The organism is Pseudoduganella sp. R-32 (assembly GCF_049913245.1).
In the GTDB taxonomy this organism is placed as follows: Bacteria; Pseudomonadota; Gammaproteobacteria; order Burkholderiales; family Burkholderiaceae_D; genus Rugamonas.
Window position 1 is genome coordinate 2844189 of record NZ_CP183987.1, and the last position, 23221, is coordinate 2867409.

Genomic DNA, 23221 nt, shown 5'->3' on the forward strand with positions numbered 1-23221 from the left:
CGGCGAATGGTGGGCCTTCTTGGTTGCCGAATTTGAGCCAAGTTGCTTCTTCCTTCGGATGGGCAAGTTGTAAGCTGGTCATGGCATTGTACAGTTGTAGGCCTCGACTGGGCGCTGGATTCCCACTGTGCGCATCGCCCGCTCGGCAACGTCGGCAATACTGGGATGGGCATCGCCCCAGCGGTCGAAGGGTGTGCGCAAAATGGCAATGATCTCGGGATCGGCTACCCCTGCCATGGCAAGATAGGCCCAGGCATAGACGCCGCCGTAGACGAAATCAATGCAGTGGGCATTCAGGATAATGGAAGATGTGGGCGTGCGCATGCAGTTTCATGGTGAAGCTAGCGCACAAGAGTGGGGTGCAGCGGATATCGGGGCGGCGGCGGGCGGGTTCGGGCATGCCGGAGCGTAGTGCTGCACTGTAGCACGCGGCAAGGCTTCACTTCAAGTTTTGCCGCCTCATCGTGAATGACAGTAACCGTGTAGTGAAGCCATCAACGGAAGCGGTGTTCCCGGCTTCCGATTGCTCGGGACGAGTTCATTAGCATGCCCCGGCCAGCCAGGAAGGTCTGTGCGCTTCAGGGCGCCTCGGGCGGCGGCAGGAAAAAGCTGCGCGGCGCCTGGCGGAAGCGCTGCCATACCAGGCCGGCCAGGGCCCGGCCGCGGCCAAAACTGACGCGGCGCGAACGCAACGCAACCATCAGGGCCAGCGAGAAGCTGACCGCCAGGTTGGTCAGCGCGATCAGCACAATGCCTGACAGCGACAGCAGCCATTGCTCGGTGCTGAGCTGGTAGTCCAGCCCAACCAGTGCGAAAGCGAAATTGGCGCTCGAGAAGGTCACATGGCGGATGTCGATCGGCAGGCCCAGGACGTATCCGATGGTGCCGATTGTGCCGAGCATGATGCCGAAGAAGAAATTACCTGCAAGTGCGCCAAGGTTGCGGCCGATGTAATCGGTGACGCGCCCCAGCCGCTTTTCGCCCAGCAGCCAGCGCAACCAGTGCAGCTGCCGCAGGCGCGCGGCGATGTCGTTATAAGCCGCCTTGTTGTCGTAGTAGCCCGAGATCAGGCCGGCCAGGAACAGGCACACGCCGGCGATTGCCGCATGCGGCAAGGCCAGGCTATGCAGCGGGTCGATATCGTGCAGCAGGTGCTGGGCCTTTTCCGCGCCGGCCAGGTGCTGGCCGAACGCCGCCTGCCACCCCACGGCGATGGCGAAGGCGGTGGGCATGGCAAGCGCCACATTGCCGACGATTGCCACGAATTGCGAGCGCAGCACCCTGACCACCAGCTCGGCCAGTTCATCGAGCTTCTTCTGGCCTTCGTCGATTGCCGCGGCGATGCGCGCCGCCGTCATTGCCGGCTGCTTGGTGGCCACCGTGAAGTGCAGCACGTGGATCAGCATGAAACCGAGCGAGTAGTTCAGGCTATACAGCGCGGCGTAGCCGATCGGGGCAAGCAGCAGGCGGGCCATCAATATCTTGAGCGTCGCCATGAAGCCGACGATGAATCCCGCGCCGGCGGCGGAGCGCATCATGGACAGCCATTCGGCGCGCGTGCTGGCGACATAATGTTCGCCCGAACGTCCGGCGTGCTCCGTCACCTGCAAGGCCAGCAACTCGGTATTGGTCTGGAACAGGTCGGTCAGGCTCAGTTTTCGATTGTCGGCTTCCACCAGTTGCTGGAACAGGCCGAGCGCGCTGGGCAGGGATTCCTGCAAGGAGGGCGCTTCCAGCAGGTCCAGCAGGGTGCGCAGGCGGCCGATGCTTTGCGTCAGGCGCAGGAACAGGCGGGTCAGGCTGACCGACACCCCTTGCACCGATGCCGCCTTGCGCGAACGGCCGATGATTTCTTCGCACTGGCTGAGAAGCACGTCGAGGTGGCGGGCATCCGGCACTGCGGCCCGGGTGTCGACCAAGCGCGCGCGCCAGGCTTCGGTCAGCTGCACCACTTCGGCATTCTGGCGCAGGAAGGGCGATTCGAAGCGTTCGATGTCCGGATGGACGCGCACCAGTTCAGGCTCCAGGCCGATGGCGCTGATGCGGTAGGAGAGCACCTGGATGGCTTCCAGCAGTTCACCCAGCGCCTGTCCCTGCAGCCAGCCATGCTGCGGCAACTGGAGCGTACTGAGCAAGTCCAGCCAGACCGTGGGTTCCACGCCGTTGACCCACTTGTAGTCATCCTGGCGATTGAAGATCTGGCCGAAGACGTCTTTCAGGTAGGCGTCGTTGACGGTCGGCGGCAGCCATTTGTGATTCAGGCGGCGCCATAGCTCGCCGAAGAAGCCCTGGTTCTGCAACACGCCGGTATCGGTGAGCAGGTGCACCAGCTTGCGCTGTCCGATTACTTCGGCCAGGTATTCGCACAGGGCTTGCGCCCACTCTGGCCGCGTGGCAAGCAGGTGCGCCAGGGCGCGCAGGCGGTTGGTGGCCTGTTGCAGGTCATTTGCATGGCGGGGACGTACGGTGCCGGCCAGTTCCTGCAGCAGGGAGGTATCGCGCGACGGGGCCGTGGCCTGGATGCGCGCCAGTATGCTGTCCATCATCATTCGCGACAGCATACTGGCGATCGCGCTGCTTGTCCAATCAGGCGCTTAGGGTAGCCTTAAGGACCTTGCCGCCGATCCTGACGTTTTCGAGCGCGAGGCCGGCCACGTTATACAGCCAGACCGGCTGTGCGGCATTGACCGGGTTGCCGAAGTCGCAGTTGCTGATGGTGACCCGGCGTACCGGCAGCACAGGCGGTGCGGGCTGCGGGCCGTTGTAATCGCTGGCGACGGGGCCGAGGATCGCAATGGCCTGGTAGCAGGAGCCGGAGGTGCCGCCTTTGGTCACGTTGCCGACGGTGAGGTTCTCGATGTGTACATCGGAGACCTCGGGCGGCCGGATGCGAACGCTGTCGGCGCCTGGCTGGTAGTCGCAGTCGAAGGAAACGACGGCGCCGGCGGCGGTGGCCAGCCCCCTGGTGTCGATCGGCGACCCGGGCAGCAGGGCGTAGTGCGAAGGGCTGAGCTGGACGCCATTCGGGATCTTCACATTCTTCACGTAGAAGTGGCGCAGGTAGCCGCCGCGGTTCATATTGGTCTTGAGCCGGATGGCGATATTCAGCGGATCGGTCTCCCAGTGCACGTTCTCGAATACCAGGTCGCGGGCGTAGACGTGCTCGATGCCGCCGGCCATTTCGGAGCCCAGCGTCACGGCGCCGTGGCCGCTGTGCATGGTGCAGCCCTGGATCACGATATTGCGCGTTGGGCCGTACTGGACGTCGCGGTTCTTGCCGGCCTTGATGGCAATGCAGTCGTCGCCGGAATCGAAGACGCAGTCTTCCACCAGCACATGGTCGCAGGCTTCAGGATCGAAGCCGTCGCTGTTCGGGCCGCGGCTTTCGGCGTGGACCTTGCGGATCACGAGGTTGCGGCAGTTGACCGGGTGGTGCTGCCAGAAAGGGGTGTTCTGCACATGGTAGCCCTGCAGCAGGACGTTGCTGCAGTTGATGAAGTGGATCATCGGCGGGCGCAGGTAGTGGCCTTTGCCGAACACGCGCTGTTCAACCGGCAGGCCTGCTTCGGACAAGGCAGGCAGGTAGCGCTCGTCGCTGCGCCATTTGTCGCCTTCGCCTTCGATCAGCTTGCGCTGGGCGGCGTTCAGGCCCGGGGCGATTTCCGCCAGCGGCTTGTTGAGCGGGTTGGGGACCACTTGCGTCGGCTGGCCTTCCTTGTAGCCGGGCGCCGTGGTCTGAGAGACCGCATTCATGGTGCGGTTGCGGCCCTTCCAGGACCACCAGCAATCGCCGGCTTCGTTGAAGGCGACGCCGCCCTGGCCGTCCAGTTTCGACGTCCAGTCTTCGCCGGTCAGCGCGATATTCCTGGCGTTGACGGCGTACACCATGGGCGAGTAGTTCAGGCAATCGTTGCTTTGCCAGCGCGAGAGCACCAGCTTGCCGTTTGCGTCGCAGTCGAAGTCGCCGTGGCGGGCGTAATCGTCGGGGTACTGCGAGAACAGGATATGGGCTCCGGCTTGCAGGTGGACGTGGACGTTGGAGCGCAGCACCAGCGGGCCGGCGCAGTACCAGTGCCCTTTGGGAATGACGACCCGTCCGCCGCCGGCGGCAGCGCAGGCGTCGATGGCCGCCTTGAAGCCTGCGTAGCAGTCATGGGCGTCGTCGGCCTGGGTCGGGACCAGCTCCTGGTCGTCGTGGGTAACCCAGGCCTTGACCGTCTTGGTACCGCAAGGCCTGGCGCCAAAATCCGTGACCAGGAAATCCTCGTTGCGGAAACTGACGGGAGCGCGCAGTGCAGCGGCGATGGCGTCGGCACGGCGCCAGGCATTGGCGCGGCTGGGCGGGGAGGCCGCCAGCGCGGGCAGCCATTGCGGTGCGAGCAGGGCGGCGGCGCCGGCTTGCAGCAGTTTGCGGCGGCGTAGTTGTCGTGGTGCGTTCAAATCAAGTCTCCTAAGCAGAGAAAGTGCGTGTCACGCGGCCAAGGTGCACCCGCATGGCCTTGCGGGCGGCGCCCGGGTCGTGGCTGGCGATGGCCTGCAGGATGGCGCGGTGATCGCCCAGGGTTTCCTTGCGCAGTTCTTCGGTCTGGAAGTGTTCCTTGAGCTTGTGCCACAGGTGGCCGCGCTGGTCCCACAGGTGGTTCATCACGCCCACCAGCGCGCTGTTGCCGGTGGCATTGGCAATCGCCATGTGAAAGTTGCGGTCAGCCTGTTCATTGGTGGCCACGTCGTCGTGGTCGCGCTCCATGGCTTCCACCGCGAAGAGGATGGCGTCGATCGCACGGTCGGTGGCCACTTGCGCGGCGATGGCGGCAATCTCGGCCTCGATCACGCGCCGCGCCGACAGCACTTCAAACGGTCCCGGGCCGGCTTCGGGCAGGGCGGGCGCGTGCCCTGGACGGTCGCATATATAGACGCCGGAATTGCTGCGCACCTCGATCACCCCGCCCAGCTCCAGCGCAATCAACCCTTCGCGCAGGGACGCCCGGCTCACCTCCAGCTTGGCCGAAAGTTCGCGCTCCGACGGGAGGCGATCGCCGCTTCCATATCCCTCGGTGGCGATCATCGCCTGGATCTTGTCCGCCACCTGTCTATATAGTCTGGTCTCCATGTGCGCAATTCTAATGTGGTCAGGCCAAAACAACAATCTGGACTGGCCAATAGTGGCTTTTTTGCACAAGCTTGCAATTTCTTCTTGTGAAATTGGCCTAACCACTTTAGTCTGTGGTTATACCAAAATCGAAAATCGATCAAACCAATTTGATCATACAACTGGAGGAGACTCATGAATTACGTTGCAGGCCCTCAAACCAAACGCGCCGTGCTGGCAGCAGCCGTAGCAGCGGCCGTTCTTCAGATGGCGAACCAGGCAGCCGCACAGACCGCGGCCCCGGCGGAAGAGCCGGTGGCTTCGGTGGTGGTGACCGGCTCCCTGATCCGCCGTGTAGCCAATGAGGGCGCCACCCCGCTGGTCACCATCAAGTCCAGCGAACTCCAGGCGCGCGGCAACACCGAGTTGAAAGACCTGGTGCTGGAAATGCCGCAGTCGCTGTCGCTGGGCACCAATAGCGGCGCGGCCGGGCCGATCATCAACCTGCGCGGCCTGGGGCCGATGCGCACCCTGACGCTGCTGAACGGCCGCCGCCTGGCCAACGAGCCTTTGCAGGACCAGTATGTCTCGGTCAACGTGATGCCGCGCATGGCGCTGGACCGCGTGGAAACCCTGAACGGCGGCGCCGCGTCGATCTACGGCGCGGACGCCATCGGCGGCGTGCAGAACTTCATCACCAAGCGCGGCTTCGAAGGCGCTTCGGTCAAGGCCGAATACGCGCCGACGGAAAAGGGCGGCGCCGATACGAAGAGCTTCGGCATGATCCTGGGCGCCGGCAACCTGTCGCGCGACGGCTGGAACGCCTATATTGCGATCGACCACCAGAAGAAGGATGCGCTGTTCCAGAGCGACCGCCCGGAGCAGCACGACCCTGCCATCCTGCGCACGCTGGGCCTGGGCATCACGCCGGACGCCCGCAACGCGACCCCGGCCGCCAACTTCGGCTTCGCGCGCAACGCCAACTCGAACTACAACCCGACTTTCGCCACCGGCTGCCTGTCGCCGTACGCCACACCGACCCTGGGCAACAACAGCACCGCCACGCCGCCAGTGTATGCGCCGGGCTGCGCCCGTAATCCGCTGTACTGGAATGCGGTGACCGACGGCAGCGAGATCACCAACATCAGCGGCCGCGCCAGCATGAACCTGCCGGGCGGCCACAAGGTGGACCTGGACATCCTGCACTCGGAGTTCACGGTCCAGAAATACCGCGGCATGCAGGCGCCGGGGTCGACCAACCCGTTCACCACTTATTCGCTGCCGGCTTCCAGCAAATACTATCCGGGCAAGGGCATCACGCCGGCCGTTCAGGTGGTGGGCAGCAATACCGGCAGCAACACGCCGACCATGTTCATCGACCCGGCCAAGACGCCGGGCACGGTCAGTAACCTGAACATGAACAACCGGACCATCTACTTCCAGTGGGGTCCTGCCGAACTTGGCCCTGCATACCGTAACGACGAACAGACCAACGACCGCATCGTGCTGACCGCCGAAGGCGAGGTGCTGGGCTGGGACTACCGCGCCGGCCTGAATTACGGCGAGTCGAAGCGCGATACGCGTGCCGGCGCAGGTTATATCTCGTACACCAAGGCGCAGGAAGGCTTCAATAACGGTACCCTGAACCCGTTCGGCCTGCAGGACGCGGCCGGCCTGGCTTACCTGCAAAGCATCCAGGCGGACGACTATACCTATCGCCTTAACAAGGCCTTCAACCAGAGTGTCGACGTGACCCTGTCCAAGGGCGTGTGGGACCTGAAGGGCGGTCCGCTGACCCTGGCCGTTTCGGGCGAGTTGCGCCGCGACGGCGCGCAGACCTTCAATGCGCCGCTGGACTACGTGCTGAAGAAAGCCGACGGCAGCTACAACATCGATGCGGCAGGCAACGTGGTGCAATCGGACCTGGTGGGCGAGACCCCGCAAGGCGTCGCCAAGAAGATCCACCGTACCATCGCTTCGCTGCTGATGGAGGCCGATGCGCCGATTACCGACAAGTTCCTGCTGAATGCAGCGGTGCGCGCCGACCGTTACTACGACCTGAAGCAAACCACCGTCAACCCCAAGCTGGCCGCACGCTGGCAGCCGTTCCAGCAGCTGGTCCTGCGCGGCAACGTGAATACCGGCTTCCGCGCGCCGTCGATCATCGACATCCAGAACCCGACACCGGAAGTGCGCAACCAGGTGATGGACGATCCGGTCCTGTGCCCAAGCTCGCAGCCGCTGGTGGCAGGCACCGGCACGCCAAAGGCCGGCTATACCTATGACCAGGTGTGTAACGTCGCCACCAACTACTGGACCAAGTCGCCGAACAACGATTTCCTGAAACCGGAAAAATCGCGCGGTTTCTCGCTCGGCTTCGCGCTGGAGCCGGTGAAAGACCTGTCGATCACCGTCGACTACTGGGGCCTGAAGCTGCGCGACGTGCTGGGCGCGGTGACCATTGCCGAGATCCAGCAGAATCCAGCCAAGTACGACGTAAACTTCGTGCGTAATGCGGACGGCACCATCGACCACATCGTGGCGAGCCAGGCCAACCGCGGCCAGACCCGCATCCGCGGCCTGGACCTGTCGGCCAGCTACCGCTTCCCGAAAACCAGCTTCGGCACCTTCGACGCGAAACTGGACGGCACTTATATGGACAAGTATGAGTTCCAGTCTGAGAAAAACGGTGCTTGGCTGAGCAACGTGGGCATCATCACCAACGATGGCCGCTACGGCGGCTCGGGTCCGAACGCCGGCCTGGCTGGCCTGCCGCAGATCAACCCGCGCTGGAAGCATACCGCCTCGGTGACCTACACCAACGGCGCCTGGGCCACCACGCTGTCGCAGCGCTATAACTCGAGCGTGACCGACGTCACCCCGCGTGCCGGTTCCACCCTGACCGAAGTGGAGGCCTACAAGCAGTACAACCTGAACGTGAACTACACTGGCTTCAAGAACACGACCCTCAGCTTCGGCGTCAACAACCTGACCGAGGAATGGCCGCCACTGACCTCCAACAGCACTTATAGCGGCGGGTACGTGACTTCGATGGCCGACATGCTGGGCCGTGTGTATCGCTTCTCGGTGGAGTTCAAGTTCTAAGATGCTGCTGCGTTGCCTGCTGCTGGCCTGCGTCCTGCTGCTGTCGGCAGCGGCGCAAGCCGATCCCGTGGAACGGTGGGGCACGGCCGAGATCGAGCTGGGCGGGCCCCGCGACGGCAACCCTTTCCTGGACGTGCAACTGACGGCCACGTTCAGGCAAGGGGGCCGCAGCGTCCCCGTGGCAGGCTTTTACGATGGCGACGGGCGGTACAAGATCCGCTTCATGCCGGATAGCGTCGGCACCTGGGAGTATGAAACGCGCAGCAACCGGGACGCCTTGTCCGGCAAGACGGGCAAGATCCAGGTGGTGGCGCCGAAGCCGGGCAACCGCGGGCCGGTGCGCGTGCACAATACCTGGCATTTCGCCTATGCCGATGGAACGCCGTTCTGGCAGGTCGGCACCACGTCCTACTCCTGGACCAACCAGCCGGCGGCCTTGCAGGAGCAGACCTTGCGCACGCTGGCTACGGCGCCGTTCAACAAGCTGCGCATGGGCGTTTTCCCCAAGCGCTATGAATTCAACCGGAACGAGCCGCCACTGTATCCTTTCGAGGGAAAGGCACCCTCGCAGTGGGATTTCAGCCGCTTCAACCCGGCCTTCTTCCGCAATCTGGAGCAGCGCGTCGGACAGTTGCGCGATCTCGGGATCGAAGCGGACATCATCCTGTTCCACCCTTACGACAAGGGTCATTGGGGCTTTGACGCCATGCCGCAGGAGGCCAATGAGCGCTACCTGCGCTACATCGTGGCGCGCCTGGCGGCCTACCGCAACGTGTGGTGGTCGATGGCCAACGAGTTCGATTTCATCAAGTCGAAGTCGATGGCGGACTGGGACCGCTACTTCCAGCTCGTGCAGGCGAGCGATCCCTACCAGCACCTGCGCTCCATCCACAATGCATTCGAGTTCTATAACCATAGCAAGCCCTGGGTGACGCATGTCAGCGTGCAAAGCGGTTCGCTGGCTACGGATTACGAACGTGCGGTGCTGTTGCGCGATGTCTACAACAAGCCGGTGGTGTACGACGAAGTCAAATACGAGGGCAACTTCCCTCAGCGCTGGGGCAACCTGACGCCGCAGGAAATGGTGCTGCGCTTCTGGGAAGGGGCGATTGCCGGCACCTACGTCGGCCACAGTGAAACCTACACTTCGCCGGACGAGGTGGTGTGGTGGGCCAAGGGCGGCGTGCTGCGTGGCCAGAGCCCGGCACGGCTGGAGTTCTTCCGCAAGATCCTGGCGGAGAGCCCGGCGCAGGGTCTGGAGCCGATCGACAAATGGCAGGGCTTCCCGTTCGCGGGGCGGCAGGGCCAGTACTACCTTGGCTACTTCGGCCGCGAGGCGCCGGTTTCCTGGCCGGTGGTCCTGCACAACAAGGGGCTTGCCGAAGGCGCGACATTGCGGGCGGAGGTGATCGATACCTGGAACATGACCGTCACGCCGGTGCCGGGCGTGTTTGAAATGCGCAAGCGCGATACGTATAGCTTCGCCGACAAGGACGGGCGCAGCATTGCGCTTCCGGGACGGCCCTACATGGCTGTGCGGCTGGTGCGCGTTGGCGAAGGGGCTGCTTGCGCCGGCGGCGCGGCGTGGTGCCGCGGCGAACCGTGGCTGGTCTCTCCTGCCGCGCCGACGGCTGCCGTGGCGCTGGTACCGGCTGCGGAAACCGCGGCGGCGACCAGCGCTGCCTACCATGTCGAGGCGCGCCTGAGGCCTGCGCCGGGATCGGCGGCGACCGATGCGAAACGCAGCGGCTACGTCATTGCGCGCTACGCAGACGACCGTAACTGGCTTGGCTTCGGCCTGGAAGCCGCGCCGGGCGGCACGATGGCGGTCAATATTCTGCGCATGATCGACGGCCAGCCGAAATTCCTGAAGCAGGTGCGCATCGAGCCGGATGCAGGTGAGGCGTTCTACACGATCCGCCTCGACGTCGACGGCGCGGCACTTACTGCTTACCTGAACGGCACGCGCCTGATCGGTGTCGACGAAGCCAATTCGCTGCCGCCGCGCATCGGCGTGCTGGCGCTAGACGGCCAGTTCGAGATCGATGGCTTGCGTGCGGGAAGCGCGGCGCAGCCGCCGACCAGCATCGGCCTGGCCCACCAGCACAAGCAGCTAGTCTTGCAGGCCGGCGATCCGCCCCAGCGCTTTACGGTACGCGCCGCGAGCCGCGGCGGCCTTCGCGCCCTGCGCTTTGCCGCCAGCTCGAGCGATGCCTCGGTGCTTGACGCCAGCGTGGACGGTGAGGAACTCATGCTGGCGCCCCGCAGCGCGGGCTTTGCGGCAGTCAGGCTCGCCAGCGCGGACGATCCGAACGTGGCGGCGACGCTGGCGGTTCGCGTGGGGGCGGCGTTTGCAGCCTCTTCGCGCAGCGGCGCACTGGCTGCCGGCAGCGTGTCGCCGGCGGCGGGGGAGCGCGACGTCCCGGTCGACACGCGGTTGCAGCTTCGTTTCGACCAGGCGCCGGCTCTCGGCGACAGCGGATCGGTCCGCATCGTCCGCGCCAAAGACAATGTGACGGTCGACGTCATCCGCCCCGGCCTGGAGCTGGACGAAATCGGCGCCAGCCGGGACGGCGTGAAGCGCGTCGTCCGCTACAAGGCGATCACGCTCGATGGCGCTACTGCCACGATCCGTCCACATGACGGCAAGCTGGCATACGGCACCGACTACTACGTGCTGGTGGACGGCAAGGTGTTCACGGGCGCCGCGCTGGGCAAGGTCCCGTTCGAAGGCGTCGCTAAGCAGGTCGGCTGGACCTTCCGCACCCGCGAACGCGCCCCGCAGGGCACGACGCTGCGCGTGGCGCCGGCAGGCAAGGCCGACTTCCGTACCGTGCAGGGCGCGCTGGACCACGCAATGCAGAACATCCCGCGCGCGACTCCGGTTACCATCAGCCTCGCCAACGCCAAGCACGACGGCCTGCTTTACCTGCGCGGCAAGGACAATGTCACGTTGCGTGGTGACAGCCGCCATGGCGCCATCATCGCCGGCGAGAACAGCGACGGCGTCAATCCTGGCAGCGGCAACGGCCAGTTGCCGCTGGCACCCGGGGCCGGCGGCGGCCGTTCAGTGTTCCTGGTCGAGGATGCGGACCTGCTGCGCCTCGACAGGCTGACATTGGTCAACACGACATGGCGCAGCAAGACCATTGGGGCGCAGGCGGAAGCGCTCAACTTCAACAGCGAAGGCCGCCTGATCGCCAACGAGGCCGATTTCCTCAGCGAGCAGGATACGATCCAGGTCAAGGGCTACGCCTGGTTCTACCACAGCCTGGTGGCGGGGAATGTGGACTTTGTGTGGGGCTATAACCGTGCCGCCCTGTTCGAAGAATCCGAGATCCGCTCGGTAGGCGACAGCGCCAACCCCTCAAGCGGCGGCTACCTGGTGCAAGCGCGCACCGTGGCTGAAGACGATCCCGGCTTCGTCTTCCTGAACAGCCGCCTGACGCATGGACCGGGGCCGGCCGGCAACGATGTGCCGCCCGCTGCAACCTTCCTGGCGCGGCCGGGCGTGGCCACGGCCTGGGACAATGTGCGCTTTATCAATTGCAGCATCGGGCCGCACGTCAATGCCGCAGGCTGGCATGGCAAGCCGCGCGCCGGCAAGGGCTGGGAAGAGGGCGGCAGCACCGACCTGGCGGGCAGGCCGCTGGACCTTTCGCAGCGCGCAGCAGGGCGCGTGCTGGCGCCCGCCGACGCCGCCCGTTATGACAGCCGCGCCAAGGTCTTCGCCCAATACGCAAACGGGAAAGGATGGAACCCTCAGCCATGAGTAAAAATGTCCAGCATTCAGCGCGCCGCCGCAGGCTGCTGCAAGGCGCCGCCGCCGCGGGCGCGCTCGGTTTTGCCAGCGCCGCATCGGCCGTTGCGGCGTCCGATCCGTGGTCGCGGGCGCAGGATATCCGGCGCCGCTTCGCCGTGCCGCTCCGCTTTCCTCAGCGCGACTACCTGGTGAGCGACTTTGGCGCCAGGCCCTGCGAACTGGCGAAGGTACCCGGCTATCCCACTATCCGCGCCAAGGGCGAACTGGAGACGCAGGCGCCGGGATCGCATGACAGCCATCCTGCCTTCAGGGCGGCCATCGCAGCTGCGCACAAGGCGGGCGGCGGCCGTGTCGTCATCCCGGCGGGGAACTGGTACCTGAAAGGCCCGATCACGCTGCTGTCGAACGTTCACGTCCACTTGCAGGCCGGCGCGCATATCCTGTTCAGCGCCAACCCTGCCGACTTTGCGCGCGATGGCGACTATGACTGCGGCGGCAACGGCAAGCTGGTGCTCACGCGCTGGCAAGGCAACGACTGCCTGAACTTCAGCCCCATGGTCTATGCGCGCGGCCAGCAGAACATCGCCCTCACCGGCGAAGACTGGAGCAGCATCCTGAACGGCCAGGCCGGCGTTCCCTTCGAAGACGGCGGCGGCAACTGCTGGTGGGGCATGAACCCGAAAGGCGCCTTGCCCGGCGCCGTGCACCAGGCCATCCCGAACCCGGCCAATCCGGCTTCGCTGGCGGAAGTGGCGCCCCAGCTCGATGCCGAGGCGCGGGCCAGGATACAGGGAGCGGGCGAGGGCTGGCGCGCGGACGCAAGCCTGTTGCCGGCGCTTTCCGAAGCCGGCGTTGCGCCGGAAAAGCGGGTATTCGGCCTTGGCCATTTCCTGCGTCCTTCGATGATCCAGTTCGTCGACTGCACCAATGTGCTGATGCAAGGCTATATGGTCGTCAACACGCCGATGTGGATCCACCATCCGCTCAACTCGCGCAACGTGCACATCAAGCGCGTGCGCATGGACAGCATCGGTCCCAACTCCGACGGCATCGACCCGGAGGCCTGCGACACGGTGCTGGTCGAAGGCTGCGAATTCAATACTGGCGACGATTGCATCGCCATCAAATCCGGCAAGAACCGCGACACCCAATACGGCCCGACACGCAATATGCTGATCCAGGATTGCGTGATGAACAGCGGCCATGGCGGCATCACGCTGGGCAGCGAAATGTCGGCCGGCATCGAGCATATCTATGCGCAGGACATCGAGTTCCGCAACGCGCACTGGGCCAGCGACCCGCTGTGGACAGCGATCCGCCTGAAGACCAATATGAACCGCGGCGGCTACCTGCGCCACCTTTACGTGCGCAACATCACGCTGCCAAATGGCGTGCAGACCACGCCACGGCCGTACAAGCCCCTGCCGGGCAACGGCCTGGGCGGCAAGCTGCCCTCGACCGGCGGCGGCGCGGTGCTGACCATCGACTGCGACTACGCTCCTGCGGACGACATCGTGCGCACCCGGCCGCCCAGGGTGTCCGACGTCCACCTCAGCGGCATCCGCGCCAGCAACGTGCAAGGCCCGGACGGGGCCTACTCCTGCAACCAGGTCATGGTGGTGCTGGGCCCTGTAGCGGGCAGCTATAACGGGCCGCCCGGCACGCCTGTGCTGCCGCTGCGCGATGTCTCCATCACCGATGCCGATTTCGGCACGCCGCGCAATGCCGCCGATCCCTGGTTTGTTTTCAACGCCAGGCGCATCAGGCTTGCCAATGTACGGATAGCCGGGAAAACCATCAACACGGAGCTGAACGTATGAAGAAGATGCTTGTGCTGCTGGCGACGGCCCTGTTCGCCGCTGCGGGGGCGCAGGCGCAGGATGCTGGTCCGGTCGAGCGCTGGGGCAGCAAGGAAATTTCGCTGAGCGGGCCGCGCGACGGCAATCCCTTCACCGAGGTGGAAATTTCAGCCACCTTCCGCCAGGGCGCGCGCCAGATGACGGTGGACGGCTTTTACGACGGCGATGGCCAGTACAGAGTACGCTTTATGCCCGATGCCGCCGGCGAATGGGAGTACGAAACCCACAGCAATCGCACAACGCTTGACGGCAGGCGCGGCAGCTTCATGGTCATGGCTGCGAAACCCGGCAACCACGGTCCGGTGCGGGTGAAGGGCGTGCATCATTTCGGCTATGAGGACGGCACGCCGTTCTGGCAAGTCGGCACCACCAGTTACGGCTGGACCCACCAGCCGGAATCCATCGAGCGCCAGACCCTGGCGACCCTGGCGGCGGGGCCGTTCAACAAGATCCGCATGCTGGTATTTCCGAACCAGGACGTCAAGCACCAGCCGCCGCGCTTCCCCTTCGAAGGCACGCCGCCGAAACAGTGGGACTTCACGCGCTTCAAGCCCGAGTTCTTCCGCCACCTGGAGCAGCGCATCGGCGACTTGCGTGCTCTCGGCATCGAGGCTGACGTGATCCTGTTCCATCCCTATGACAAAGGCTTCTGGGGCTTCGACCAGATGCCGGCCGAAGTCAATGAGCGCTACCTGCGTTATGTAGTCGCGCGGCTGGCTTCCTACCGCAACGTCTGGTGGTCGATGGCGAATGAATTCGACTACCTGGTGAAGAAGCAGATGCCGGAGTGGGACCGGTATTTCGAAATCGTCCTGCAGCGCGATCCCTACCGGCACCTGCGCTCGATCCACAATGCCATGATGCTGTACAACCACACCAAGCCCTGGGTAACGCACGTCAGCGTGCAAAGCGGCGCCATTGCGGAGGACTTCGAGCGCGCCGTGCTGCTGCGCGACGTGTACGCGAAGCCCGTGGTCTATGACGAGGTGAAATACGAGGGCAATATCGAGCGCCGCTGGGGGCAGCTGTCCGGGCAGGAGATGGTGCTGCGATTCTGGATGGGGGCGATTGCCGGCACTTATGTCGGTCATAGCGAAATCTTCAAGGACCCTGGCGACATGTCCTGGCTGGGCAAAGGCGGGACCATGCGCGGTGAAAGCCCGCCGCGGCTGGCGTTCTTCCGCAAGATCATTTCCGGCAGCCCGGCCGAAGGGCTGGAGCCGATCGACAAATGGCAGGAGTATCCGTTTGCCGGCAAGCCTGGCCAGTACTACCTGGGCTATTTCGGCCGCCAGGCGCCTGTTGCCTGGCCTTTCGTGCTGGCCAAGCCAGGCCTGGCGGAGGGCATGAAGTTCAAGGCCGAGGTGATCGATACCTGGAACATGCTGGTCACGCCGGTGGAAGGCACGTTCGAAATCCGCAAACGCGACAACTACAGCTTCGCCGACAAGGACGGCCGCAGCATCGCGCTGCCCGGCCGTCCCTACATGGCCTTGCGCATCACGAGGCTGCCGTGAAGCGCGGCGCGGCACCCGCGGCAGGCGCCGCCGCCTCATGGCCGCTGCCGGCGGAAGCCACAGGCGGGGAAAATGCGGGCGCAGTTCGCGCAGGGCCAATTAGTTAAAATGTCTGCCATCTTTGTTATGGGGAGACATTCTTGGAAAGCTCGAAGGGACATAAGATCGCGGCCGGCGCCGCCCTGACGCTGGCTGGGTTACTGGCCTACCTGCTGCTGTGGCCAGTGCCCGCTGAACCGGTTTCGTGGACGCCACAACAGGCGCCGGGATACCTTGGCGCGCATGCGCCGAACACGAGGCTCGCCGGCCTACAGAAAATCGACATCGGCACCGAGCAAGGCCCTGAGCACCTGGCCATGGGACCGGACGGCAAGCTGTACGCCGCCGTCGCCAGTGGAAAAATCCTGCGCATGGCGCCCGATGGCAGCCAGCGCGAAGTCTTCGCCAGCACCGGCGGTCGGGTGCTAGGCTTCGACTTCGACGCCGGCGGGCGCCTGATTGCAGCCGACGCGATGAAAGGCCTGCTGGCGATTGCCCCGGATGGCAAGGTCACCTTACTGGCCGCGCAAGTCGCGCAAGGCGATCCAATCCGCTATGCCGATGGCGTCGTGGTGGCCCCCAGCGGCATGATCTACTTCACCGACGCCTCGACCCGCTTTGCGCCCGCCGAGTGGGGCGGCACGTTCGAGGCCAGCGTGCTGGATATCCTCGAACAGTCGGCAACCGGCCGCGTGCTGGCCTACGACCCATCAAACGGCAGTACGCGCGTGCTCGCCGGCGGCTTTTCGTTCGCCAACGGCATCGCGCTGTCGGGAGACGGGCGCAGCCTGTTCGTCAGCGAGACAGGCCGCTACCGCATCTGGAAAATCGACGCGCAAAGCGGCAAGCGCGAAGTCCTGCTGGACAACCTGCCAGGCTATCCCGACAACCTGATGCGCGGGCGTGACGGCAAGATCTGGGCCGGCCTGGTCAAGCCGCGCAACCCGACCATCGACAAGCTGGCGCAAAAGCCCTTCATGCGCAAGCTCACGCTGCGCTTGCCGCGCGCCCTGTGGCCGGTGCCGAAAGCCTATGGCCACGTGTTCGCCTTCGGCGAAGATGGCAAGGTGCTGGCCGACCTGCAGGATCCTTCAGGCGCCTACCCGGAAGCCACGGCAGTTCTGGAAAGCCAGGACCGTCTTTATATCCAGAGCCTGCACGCAGCCTATATCGGCTGGATGCCACGGCCCTGACCGGCCGGCGCGTCGTCTGGCACCGCCGGCAGGGGCGCCTGCGGTGCCGGCGTCGGCACGACGATCGTCGTGGTATCGACGGCGCCGGTGACGCGCTGCTGGACGACCTGCATGGCGACTGCCTTGCGCGGCGGTTCGGGCCGGGGCGGTTTCGGGAACATGGCTTCTCCTGTCTGTGCGGTCCGGCCCATATTGGGCGCCCCTGTCAAATTTACAAGCACATACTGTTGCCAATATGGTCACAGCGAATCGTGCGCCGGATAGTTGTGTCTATAATTCCCTACGACAATTTTCCTCTTCGCCATGTACAGGAATCCCACTCCCTTGCTGTTGCTGGCCGTACTGTCCCTGGCGCCCGGCGCGCGCGCTACGGGCCTGGCCGATGGCGACATCGCCGACCTCACGCTGGAACAACTGAATGAAATTGTGGTCACCTCGGTCTCGCGGCAGGAAGAAAGGCTAAGCAAGGCCGCCGCTTCACTGTTCGTCATCAGCGCCACCGATATCCGCCGCAGCGGCGTGCGCTCGCTGCCGGAAGCACTGCGCCTGGCGCCAAACCTGCAAGTGGCGCGCATCGACGCGCGCAACTATGCGATCAGCGCGCGCGGTTTCAACGGCGCGTTCGCCAACAAGCTGCTGGTGCTGATCGACGGCCGCAGCGTCTACTCGCCATTCTTCTCCGCCGTGTTCTGGGACGCCCAGTCGGTGGTCATGGAAGACATCGAACGCATTGAGGTGATCAGCGGCCCCGGCGCCACCATCTGGGGCGTGAACGCCGTCAACGGCGTGATCAACATCATCACGCGCAGTGCGAAGGACAGCCAGGGCACGCTGCTGTCGGTCGCCGCGTCGAGTGGGGAGGGCGACGCCAGCCTGCGCTTCGGCGGGCGCCTGCCGCACAATGGCTACTACCGCGCCTACGCGCAAGCCATGGCTTCCGAAGACACCGAGACCGAAACCGGCCTCAATACCTACACCGGCATGCAGCGCCGCCAGGCCGGCTTCCGCGCCGACTGGGGACTGGAGCAAGGCAGCTTCGCCGTGTCGGGCGACGCCTACCAGGCCAACCTGGGCCAGCTCGGCACGCGCGATATCCGCCTGTCCGGCGCCAACCTGGTGGCGCGCTACATGCGCCAGCTGGCCGAAGACAGTGCGCTGCGCCTGCAGCTCGTGCTGGACCACACGGAACGCAACCAGCCCAACGCCTACGTCGACCGGCTCGATACGGTGGAGCTGGAAGGCCAGCACGACGTGCGCTTCGGCCTCCACAAGCTGTCGTGGGGCGGCGGCTATCGCCATTCGCGCGACGACAATACGCCCGGGCCGAACTTCGGCTTCTGGCCCTACGAGCGCAATATGCATTGGGGGAACCTGTTCGCACAGGACGAGGCGGCGTTGTCGCCGAACCTGCGCGCCACCGCCGGCGTGAAGGTGGAGCACAACACCTACACAGGCTCCGAAGTGCTGCCCACGCTGCGCCTCGCGTGGAGCCCGGATGCCAGGCAAACGGTCTGGGGCGCGCTGTCGCGCACGGTACGGGCGCCGGCGCGCGCCGACCGCGACTTCGTGCAGCCGCCCACGCCGGTCATGATCGGCGGCGTGCCGCGTTTCGCAGTCGGCGCCAGCCCCGAGTTCGAATCGGAGGTGGCCAAGGTGCTGGAACTGGGCTACCGGGCGCAGCCGGGGCAGAACTGGTCATACTCGGCCACGGCCTGGTACGCCGATTACGACAAGCTGCGCACCCTGGAGCCGAACGCCACGGCCGAACCTTACCGCGGCATCTTCGAATTCCGCAACCTGGCCGAAGGGCGCACGCGCGGCATCGAACTGTGGGCGCGCTGGCAACCGATGCTGCGCTGGCGCCTGAATGCCGGCTTGGTGGTGCAGGACATCGACACCAGGCTCAAGCCAGGCAGCAAGGACGCCAGCAGCATCGGCATCCTGATCAACGACCCGCACAGCTACTGGCAGTTGCGTTCTTCCCACGAAATTGGCGAACGCATCCAGTTCGACTGGACATTACGTTACAACGGCAGCATGCCTAAACCCCATGTTCCGTCGTATCATGAGCTGGATACGAACCTGGTCTGGAAAGCCAGCCAGCATATTGACGTCGCGCTCGCCGGACAGAACCTGCTGCATGCACGGCATGGCGAGTGGGGCGGCTACCCCGGCCGCAATGTGTTCGAACGGCGGGCGGTCCTGAAATTGACGATGCGATACTAAGGAAATGGTAAGCGCAAGCCTTACTTTATGGGCCGCGCCGCCGCTGGCGGCCGGCAGTTGGCGCAACCGCCTGCTGGCGCTGGCGCTGATGCTGTTCGCCTTCAGCTGCCTGGCGGTCGGCTCCCAGCAGAACGGCGCGACGCCGGTGCTCGAGCGCAGCGTCAAGGCTGCTTTCCTGTATAAATTCCTGGGCTATATGGAGTTTCCATCCGATCCCGGGCCGACGCTGGTGGTGGGCGTGCTGGGGGCGGACGAGGTGGCGGCGCAACTGGCGCAGATCAGCAGCGGCCGCAGCGTCGGCAACCGCAGCATCAGCGTGCGCAAGCTGAGCGAGGGCGATGCGCTGGGTGGCCTGAACCTGCTGTTCGTCGGCAGCGATGCCAGCCTGCCGGAAGCGGCGCTGCGCGCTGCGGAAAAGAACGGTACCGTCACGGTCACCGAGCAGGACGATGGCTTGCAAATTGGGAGTGTCATCAATTTCCGCCTGGTTGACGAGCGCGTGCGATTTGAAGTCTCGCTGCCGGCGGCCGAACGCTGCAATGTACGACTCAGTTCACGCTTGTTGTCGGTCGCCTATTACGTGCAGAAAGGCGGGCAGTAATGATCACCAGGGCGGCAGGATCAGTTCGCATCAAGCTGATCCTGACGGCACTGGCCACGACTTTCGTCGCACTGGTGGTGACCACGGCGACCATGCTGGTGTATGACCTGCAAAGCTTCCAGCAGGGCTGGATCGATGACCTGACCACGCAGGCCGAACTGGTGGCCACGGCCTCGGCGCCGGCGCTCTCCTTCAACGATCCGCGGGCGGCGCGCCAGAACCTGGGGCTGCTGCGCGTGCGGCCGCAGATCGAGGCCGGCGCGATCTATGCCGCCAATGGCGCCCTGTTCGCATCCTATGTGCACGCACCTTCCGAAATACCGGCCCTACCGCAGAAACCGGGCCCGCTCGGCTATTCGATCGAAGGCGGGCGCATGGTGGTGACCCACCCGATCGTCGAAGACGGCGAACGCATCGGCACGGTGTACCTGAGCGCCTCCTACCGCCTGCTCGACCGCGTGCAAAGCTACGCCCTGATCCTGCTGGGCGTGATGCTGGGCAGCCTGCTGCTGGCAGCGGTGGTCGCGCACCGGCTGCAACAGGCCATCACGCGCCCGCTGCTGGCCATGACCGACGTGGCGCGCGCGGTGATGCAGCGCCGCGATTATTCGCTGCGCGTCGGCGAACGTGCCAGGGGCGAGATCGGCACGCTGGTCGATGCCTTCAATGACATGCTGGCCGAGATCGCACGCCGCGCCAATGCGCTGCAGGATGCCAACCTCACGCTGGAGCACGAAATGACCGTGCGCCAGGGCGCCGAGCGCGCGCTGCTGCTGGCCGATCGCCGCAAGGACGAGTTCCTGGCCACGCTGGCGCACGAGCTGCGCAACCCGCTGGCGCCGATCCGCACCGGCCTCGACATCATGCGCATCAATGCCAGCGACCAGGTGGCGTGCGGACGCGCGCGCTCCATCATGGAGCGCCAGTTGAAGCAGATGGTGCGGCTGGTGGACGACCTGCTGGACGTCTCGCGCATCAACACCGGCAAGCTGGCCATCCGCCGCGAGCAGCTCATGCTGCAGGAGGTGGTGAACGATGCGCTGGAACTGGCGCGGCCTTTCATTGCTGCGCAGGGACATACCCTGCATGTGCAGGTGCCGGAGCAGGCGGTCTACCTGGTCGGCGATGCCACGCGCCTGGCGCAGGTGATTTCCAACCTGCTGCATAACGCCGCCAAGTACACCGCGCGCGGCGGCAGTATCGCGCTGGAAGCCGAGGCGCATGCGGGCCAGGTCGAGCTGCGCGTGCGCGACAACGGCATCGGCATTGCGCCAGCGATGCTGCACGCCATTTTCGAGATGTTCATCCAGGCCGACTCCTCGCTCGAGCGCAGCACGGCGGGCCTGGGTGTCGGCCTGTCGTTGGCGCGCAAGCTGGTGGAGCTGCATGGCGGCAGCATCCGCGCCGACAGCGCCGGCGAAGGGCAGGGCAGCACCTTCATCGTCACGCTGCCGGCGCTGGCCGACGGCCATGCCGCAACGCCCGCGGCGCAAGCCTTGCCGTCCGATGCGCGCCTGCACCGCATCCTGCTGGCCGACGACAATGTCGACTTCGTCAATGGCATCGGCGGCCTGTTGCGGTCGATGGGCCACCAGGTGCATATCTCGCACGACGGCAAGCAGGCGCTGGCGGCCGCCGAAGCGTTCGCACCGGAATTCGCCTTCCTCGACATCGGCTTGCCGGAGCTGAATGGCTATGACCTGGCGCGGGCGCTGAAGCGCCTGCCGGCCCTGCGCCATACGGTGCTGGTGGCGGTGACGGGCTGGGGGCAGCAGAAGGACCGCCAGCAAGCGTTCGAGGCCGGCTTCCACCATCACCTGGTGAAGCCGGTCAGTATTGACCAGCTCCAGGAAATCCTGGCTCACGCTGGCCCTTGATATCCGGCGAAAACGCCCGATCTGCTTTGACAGGCAACGTTAATCGAGGAGTAATGCCATGCGAGCGCATATCACACCCGACCCGGAATCCCCTCCGCCCGAGCCGGAAAAAGATCCGCCGCCGGACGACCTGCCACGGCCGGCCGAGCCGCCTATCGAGGAGCCGGTGCCGAAGCCGCCCCCGATGCAGGCTTGACCCCCGCGTCGGGCAGGGGAGGAATCTGGCGAATCTGCTCGTCGGTATCCTGTTCGCCCGGCGTTTTCTCGCCGCTGCCGATGTCGGCTTCTTCAATGAAATGGCGGCCTTTTTCAGGCTGCGATTTTGCTGGCTGTTCCATGCTGGATCCTCCTTGTTGCCGATGCTACCAGCGCCCCACACCTGCTGTCGCTTGCTTGCTAAAAGGAAATAAGTGTTGTGCGCTGAGAATATATTTTGCGCTGTCACGAAAGCGTCACGATCCGCTATCTATAATAGGTCATCGACACACGCTTTTTCTTCGTCGGAGGCCGCGATGGGCAATTCCCTGCACAACAAGATCTACCTCAAACGCCGTATTGACCTGCACAGCCGCCGTCTCCAGGCGCTGGTCTGTGCGACTGCCGTGACGGGGCTGGCGCTGGCATGGCTGGCGCTGCGCGCGCTCAAGTAAGCTTGCCGCCTCCGGTGCAGGCGCGTACCATGATGGGTTGCAAAGGCACCATCATGGAATACGAGCAATGAAAAACGAAAAACTGAGCACCGACGAATTCAACGCGCTGGAAGAGATTGCCCGCGGCATCAAGGGCAAGCCCAGCGCTTGCGTCGGGCGCAACAGCAAGCGCCTGTCCGGCATCAAGTTCATCAAATTCGAGCGCAGCGGGGCCATCATCCTGACCGATGCCGGCCGCCAGCAGCTGTTCCTGCGCCGCTGCGTGATGGCCTTGCGTGCGCTGGCCGTGGCGCCCGGTGCGGTGGCGGACAAGGACGTGGCCCTGTTCCTGGGCAAGAAGTCGCACATCGTGGCGACCGAAGGCGGTTTTGCCATCACTGAAAAAGGCCGCGAGTCGCTGGCCGATATCGAAGCGCAGGGCATGTAAGCCCCATGTCCAGCCACCTGCTCAGCGAAGGCCAGCCCAGCCGCAGCGCGCTGATGGTGGCGCGCTTGCGCGCAGCCCACCAGCTGCTGGACACGCCGGCCATTTTCGACGACCCGCTGGCGCTGCCGGTGCTGGGGCCGGAAGACTGCGTGCAAGTGCAGTCCAATGCGCGCGTCTACGACGCCGGCTTCAGCCGCATCCTGCGCGCTGCCATGGCCGTGCGCAGCCGCTTTGCCGAAGATGAACTGGCGCGCGCCGCTGCTGCCGGCGTGCGGCAATACGTGGTGCTGGGCGCGGGCCTGGATACCTTCGCCTGCCGCCGCCAGCATGACGCGGCGCTGCAGGTGTTCGAAGTGGACCACCCTGCAACCCAGGCGTGGAAGCGCAAGCTGCTGGCGGCCAGCAGCATCACCGTGCCGGACAGCCTGCGTTTCGTGCCGGTCGATTTCGAACGCGATGCGCTGGCCGATGCGCTGCGTGCGGCCGGCTGCCGCCTGGACCGGCCCGTGTTTTTCTCCTGGCTCGGCGTCACCCTTTACCTGACCGAACAGGCCATATTCGACACCCTGGGTTTGGTCGCCAGCCTGCCTTGCGGCAGCGGCATCGTGTTCGATTACGGCATCAAGCCGGAGCTGCTCGATACGCTCGAGCGTGCCGGCGTCGAGTACTTCGCGCGCCGTTATGCCGAGCAGGGCGAGCCCTGGCTGTCGTATTTTGATCCTGCCGGACTGTGCGCGCGCCTGCGCGATTTGGGATTTTCCGCAGTGCAAGATTTTGGGCGCGATGCCCTGGAAAGCCGCTATTTTGCTGGGCGCGGGGACAATTTGCGCCTCGGCGGCGGCACGCATTTAATGCTCGCTAGCAACTAAAAAGTT

17 protein-coding genes are annotated in these 23221 nt (G+C 64.9%); 11 read left to right on the forward strand and 6 right to left on the reverse strand.

Annotated elements, in window-relative coordinates:
• Positions 1–78 precede the first annotated feature (78 nt).
• The 4 genes from ACN9MU_RS13125 to ACN9MU_RS13140 form a co-directional block, all read right to left on the reverse strand.
• Positions 79–324, reverse strand: a complete 246-nt coding sequence (locus ACN9MU_RS13125; protein ID WP_426344694.1) for a hypothetical protein — start codon at positions 322–324, stop codon at positions 79–81.
• A gap of 254 nt (positions 325–578) precedes the next feature.
• Entirely contained in the window at positions 579–2561 is a 1983-nt protein-coding gene (locus tag ACN9MU_RS13130; RefSeq protein WP_426344695.1) for a site-specific recombinase, read from the reverse strand.
• A gap of 25 nt (positions 2562–2586) precedes the next feature.
• Entirely contained in the window at positions 2587–4440 is a 1854-nt protein-coding gene (locus ACN9MU_RS13135; protein ID WP_426171187.1) for a glycoside hydrolase family 28 protein, read from the reverse strand.
• A gap of 10 nt (positions 4441–4450) precedes the next feature.
• Positions 4451–5110, reverse strand: coding sequence for a FadR/GntR family transcriptional regulator (locus ACN9MU_RS13140; RefSeq protein ID WP_426337442.1), 660 nt, complete (start codon positions 5108–5110; stop codon positions 4451–4453).
• A 174-nt stretch (positions 5111–5284) separates the two neighbouring features.
• Here ACN9MU_RS13140 and ACN9MU_RS13145 point away from each other — a divergent pair, with 174 nt between their 5' ends.
• The 5 genes from ACN9MU_RS13145 to ACN9MU_RS13165 all read left to right on the forward strand — a co-directional run bounded on the left by ACN9MU_RS13145 (position 5285) and on the right by ACN9MU_RS13165 (position 16565).
• Complete coding sequence (locus tag ACN9MU_RS13145) at positions 5285–8194, forward strand: TonB-dependent receptor domain-containing protein (protein WP_426344696.1); 2910 nt, start codon at positions 5285–5287, stop codon at positions 8192–8194.
• Between the two features lies 1 nt (position 8195).
• Positions 8196–11966 (forward strand): pectinesterase family protein, encoded by a 3771-nt coding sequence (locus ACN9MU_RS13150; protein WP_426344697.1) that lies wholly within the window; start codon positions 8196–8198, stop codon positions 11964–11966.
• Positions 11963–13777 (forward strand): glycoside hydrolase family 28 protein, encoded by a 1815-nt coding sequence (locus ACN9MU_RS13155; RefSeq protein WP_426344698.1) that lies wholly within the window; start codon positions 11963–11965, stop codon positions 13775–13777. The genes ACN9MU_RS13150 and ACN9MU_RS13155 overlap by 4 nt, the downstream gene beginning before the upstream one ends.
• The gene (locus tag ACN9MU_RS13160) at positions 13774–15333 is read left to right on the forward strand and encodes a DUF5060 domain-containing protein (RefSeq protein ID WP_426344699.1); all 1560 of its coding nucleotides are present in this window, start codon (positions 13774–13776) and stop codon (positions 15331–15333) included. Before ACN9MU_RS13155 ends, ACN9MU_RS13160 begins: the two co-directional genes overlap by 4 nt.
• 140 nt (positions 15334–15473) lie before the next feature.
• Positions 15474–16565 (forward strand): SMP-30/gluconolactonase/LRE family protein, encoded by a 1092-nt coding sequence (locus tag ACN9MU_RS13165; RefSeq protein WP_426344700.1) that lies wholly within the window; start codon positions 15474–15476, stop codon positions 16563–16565.
• Here ACN9MU_RS13165 and ACN9MU_RS13170 read toward each other — a convergent pair.
• Positions 16538–16786, reverse strand: coding sequence for a hypothetical protein (locus tag ACN9MU_RS13170; protein ID WP_426171196.1), 249 nt, complete (start codon positions 16784–16786; stop codon positions 16538–16540). The genes ACN9MU_RS13165 and ACN9MU_RS13170 overlap by 28 nt on opposite strands.
• A gap of 82 nt (positions 16787–16868) precedes the next feature.
• Between ACN9MU_RS13170 and ACN9MU_RS13175 the strand changes: the two genes are divergently transcribed.
• Genes ACN9MU_RS13175 through ACN9MU_RS13185 form a run of 3 tightly spaced genes read left to right on the forward strand, consistent with a single transcriptional unit; the run spans position 16869 to position 21269 of the window.
• The gene (locus ACN9MU_RS13175; RefSeq protein ID WP_426344701.1) at positions 16869–18791 is read left to right on the forward strand and encodes a TonB-dependent receptor plug domain-containing protein; all 1923 of its coding nucleotides are present in this window, start codon (positions 16869–16871) and stop codon (positions 18789–18791) included.
• A gap of 4 nt (positions 18792–18795) precedes the next feature.
• Entirely contained in the window at positions 18796–19392 is a 597-nt protein-coding gene (locus ACN9MU_RS13180) for a YfiR family protein (protein WP_426344702.1), read from the forward strand.
• Positions 19392–21269 carry an ATP-binding protein gene (locus ACN9MU_RS13185; RefSeq protein WP_426344703.1) on the forward strand — a complete coding sequence of 626 codons (1878 nt, stop codon included), beginning with the start codon at positions 19392–19394 and terminating at the stop codon, positions 21267–21269. Before ACN9MU_RS13180 ends, ACN9MU_RS13185 begins: the two co-directional genes overlap by 1 nt.
• A gap of 152 nt (positions 21270–21421) precedes the next feature.
• Here ACN9MU_RS13185 and ACN9MU_RS13190 read toward each other — a convergent pair whose 3' ends face one another.
• A complete protein-coding gene (locus ACN9MU_RS13190; protein WP_426171203.1) occupies positions 21422–21607 on the reverse strand; it encodes a hypothetical protein in 186 nt (61 codons plus the stop codon).
• Positions 21608–21781: 174 nt separating this feature from the next.
• Here ACN9MU_RS13190 and ACN9MU_RS13195 point away from each other — a divergent pair, with 174 nt between their 5' ends.
• From ACN9MU_RS13195 to ACN9MU_RS13205, 3 genes are all read left to right on the forward strand, one after another.
• Positions 21782–21919 carry a hypothetical protein gene (locus ACN9MU_RS13195; protein ID WP_426171205.1) on the forward strand — a complete coding sequence of 46 codons (138 nt, stop codon included), beginning with the start codon at positions 21782–21784 and terminating at the stop codon, positions 21917–21919.
• Positions 21920–21986: 67 nt separating this feature from the next.
• Entirely contained in the window at positions 21987–22346 is a 360-nt protein-coding gene (locus tag ACN9MU_RS13200) for a hypothetical protein (RefSeq protein ID WP_426171207.1), read from the forward strand.
• Positions 22347–22351: 5 nt separating this feature from the next.
• The gene (locus ACN9MU_RS13205; RefSeq protein WP_426171208.1) at positions 22352–23215 is read left to right on the forward strand and encodes a class I SAM-dependent methyltransferase; all 864 of its coding nucleotides are present in this window, start codon (positions 22352–22354) and stop codon (positions 23213–23215) included.
• The last annotated feature ends 6 nt before the right edge of the window (positions 23216–23221 follow it).

Coding starts and splice junctions, on each gene's coding strand:
- ACN9MU_RS13125 (WP_426344694.1), bottom strand. CDS start 324: ATGCGCACGCCCACATCTTCCATTATCCTGAATGCCCACTGCATTGAT.
- ACN9MU_RS13130 (WP_426344695.1), bottom strand. CDS start 2,561: ATGCTGTCGCGAATGATGATGGACAGCATACTGGCGCGCATCCAGGCC.
- ACN9MU_RS13140 (WP_426337442.1), bottom strand. CDS start 5,110: ATGGAGACCAGACTATATAGACAGGTGGCGGACAAGATCCAGGCGATG.
- ACN9MU_RS13145 (WP_426344696.1), top strand. CDS start 5,285: ATGAATTACGTTGCAGGCCCTCAAACCAAACGCGCCGTGCTGGCAGCA.
- ACN9MU_RS13150 (WP_426344697.1), top strand. CDS start 8,196: ATGCTGCTGCGTTGCCTGCTGCTGGCCTGCGTCCTGCTGCTGTCGGCA.
- ACN9MU_RS13155 (WP_426344698.1), top strand. CDS start 11,963: ATGAGTAAAAATGTCCAGCATTCAGCGCGCCGCCGCAGGCTGCTGCAA.
- ACN9MU_RS13160 (WP_426344699.1), top strand. CDS start 13,774: ATGAAGAAGATGCTTGTGCTGCTGGCGACGGCCCTGTTCGCCGCTGCG.
- ACN9MU_RS13175 (WP_426344701.1), top strand. CDS start 16,869: ATGTACAGGAATCCCACTCCCTTGCTGTTGCTGGCCGTACTGTCCCTG.
- ACN9MU_RS13180 (WP_426344702.1), top strand. CDS start 18,796: ATGGTAAGCGCAAGCCTTACTTTATGGGCCGCGCCGCCGCTGGCGGCC.
- ACN9MU_RS13185 (WP_426344703.1), top strand. CDS start 19,392: ATGATCACCAGGGCGGCAGGATCAGTTCGCATCAAGCTGATCCTGACG.
- ACN9MU_RS13190 (WP_426171203.1), bottom strand. CDS start 21,607: ATGGAACAGCCAGCAAAATCGCAGCCTGAAAAAGGCCGCCATTTCATT.
- ACN9MU_RS13195 (WP_426171205.1), top strand. CDS start 21,782: ATGGGCAATTCCCTGCACAACAAGATCTACCTCAAACGCCGTATTGAC.
- ACN9MU_RS13200 (WP_426171207.1), top strand. CDS start 21,987: ATGAAAAACGAAAAACTGAGCACCGACGAATTCAACGCGCTGGAAGAG.
- ACN9MU_RS13205 (WP_426171208.1), top strand. CDS start 22,352: ATGTCCAGCCACCTGCTCAGCGAAGGCCAGCCCAGCCGCAGCGCGCTG.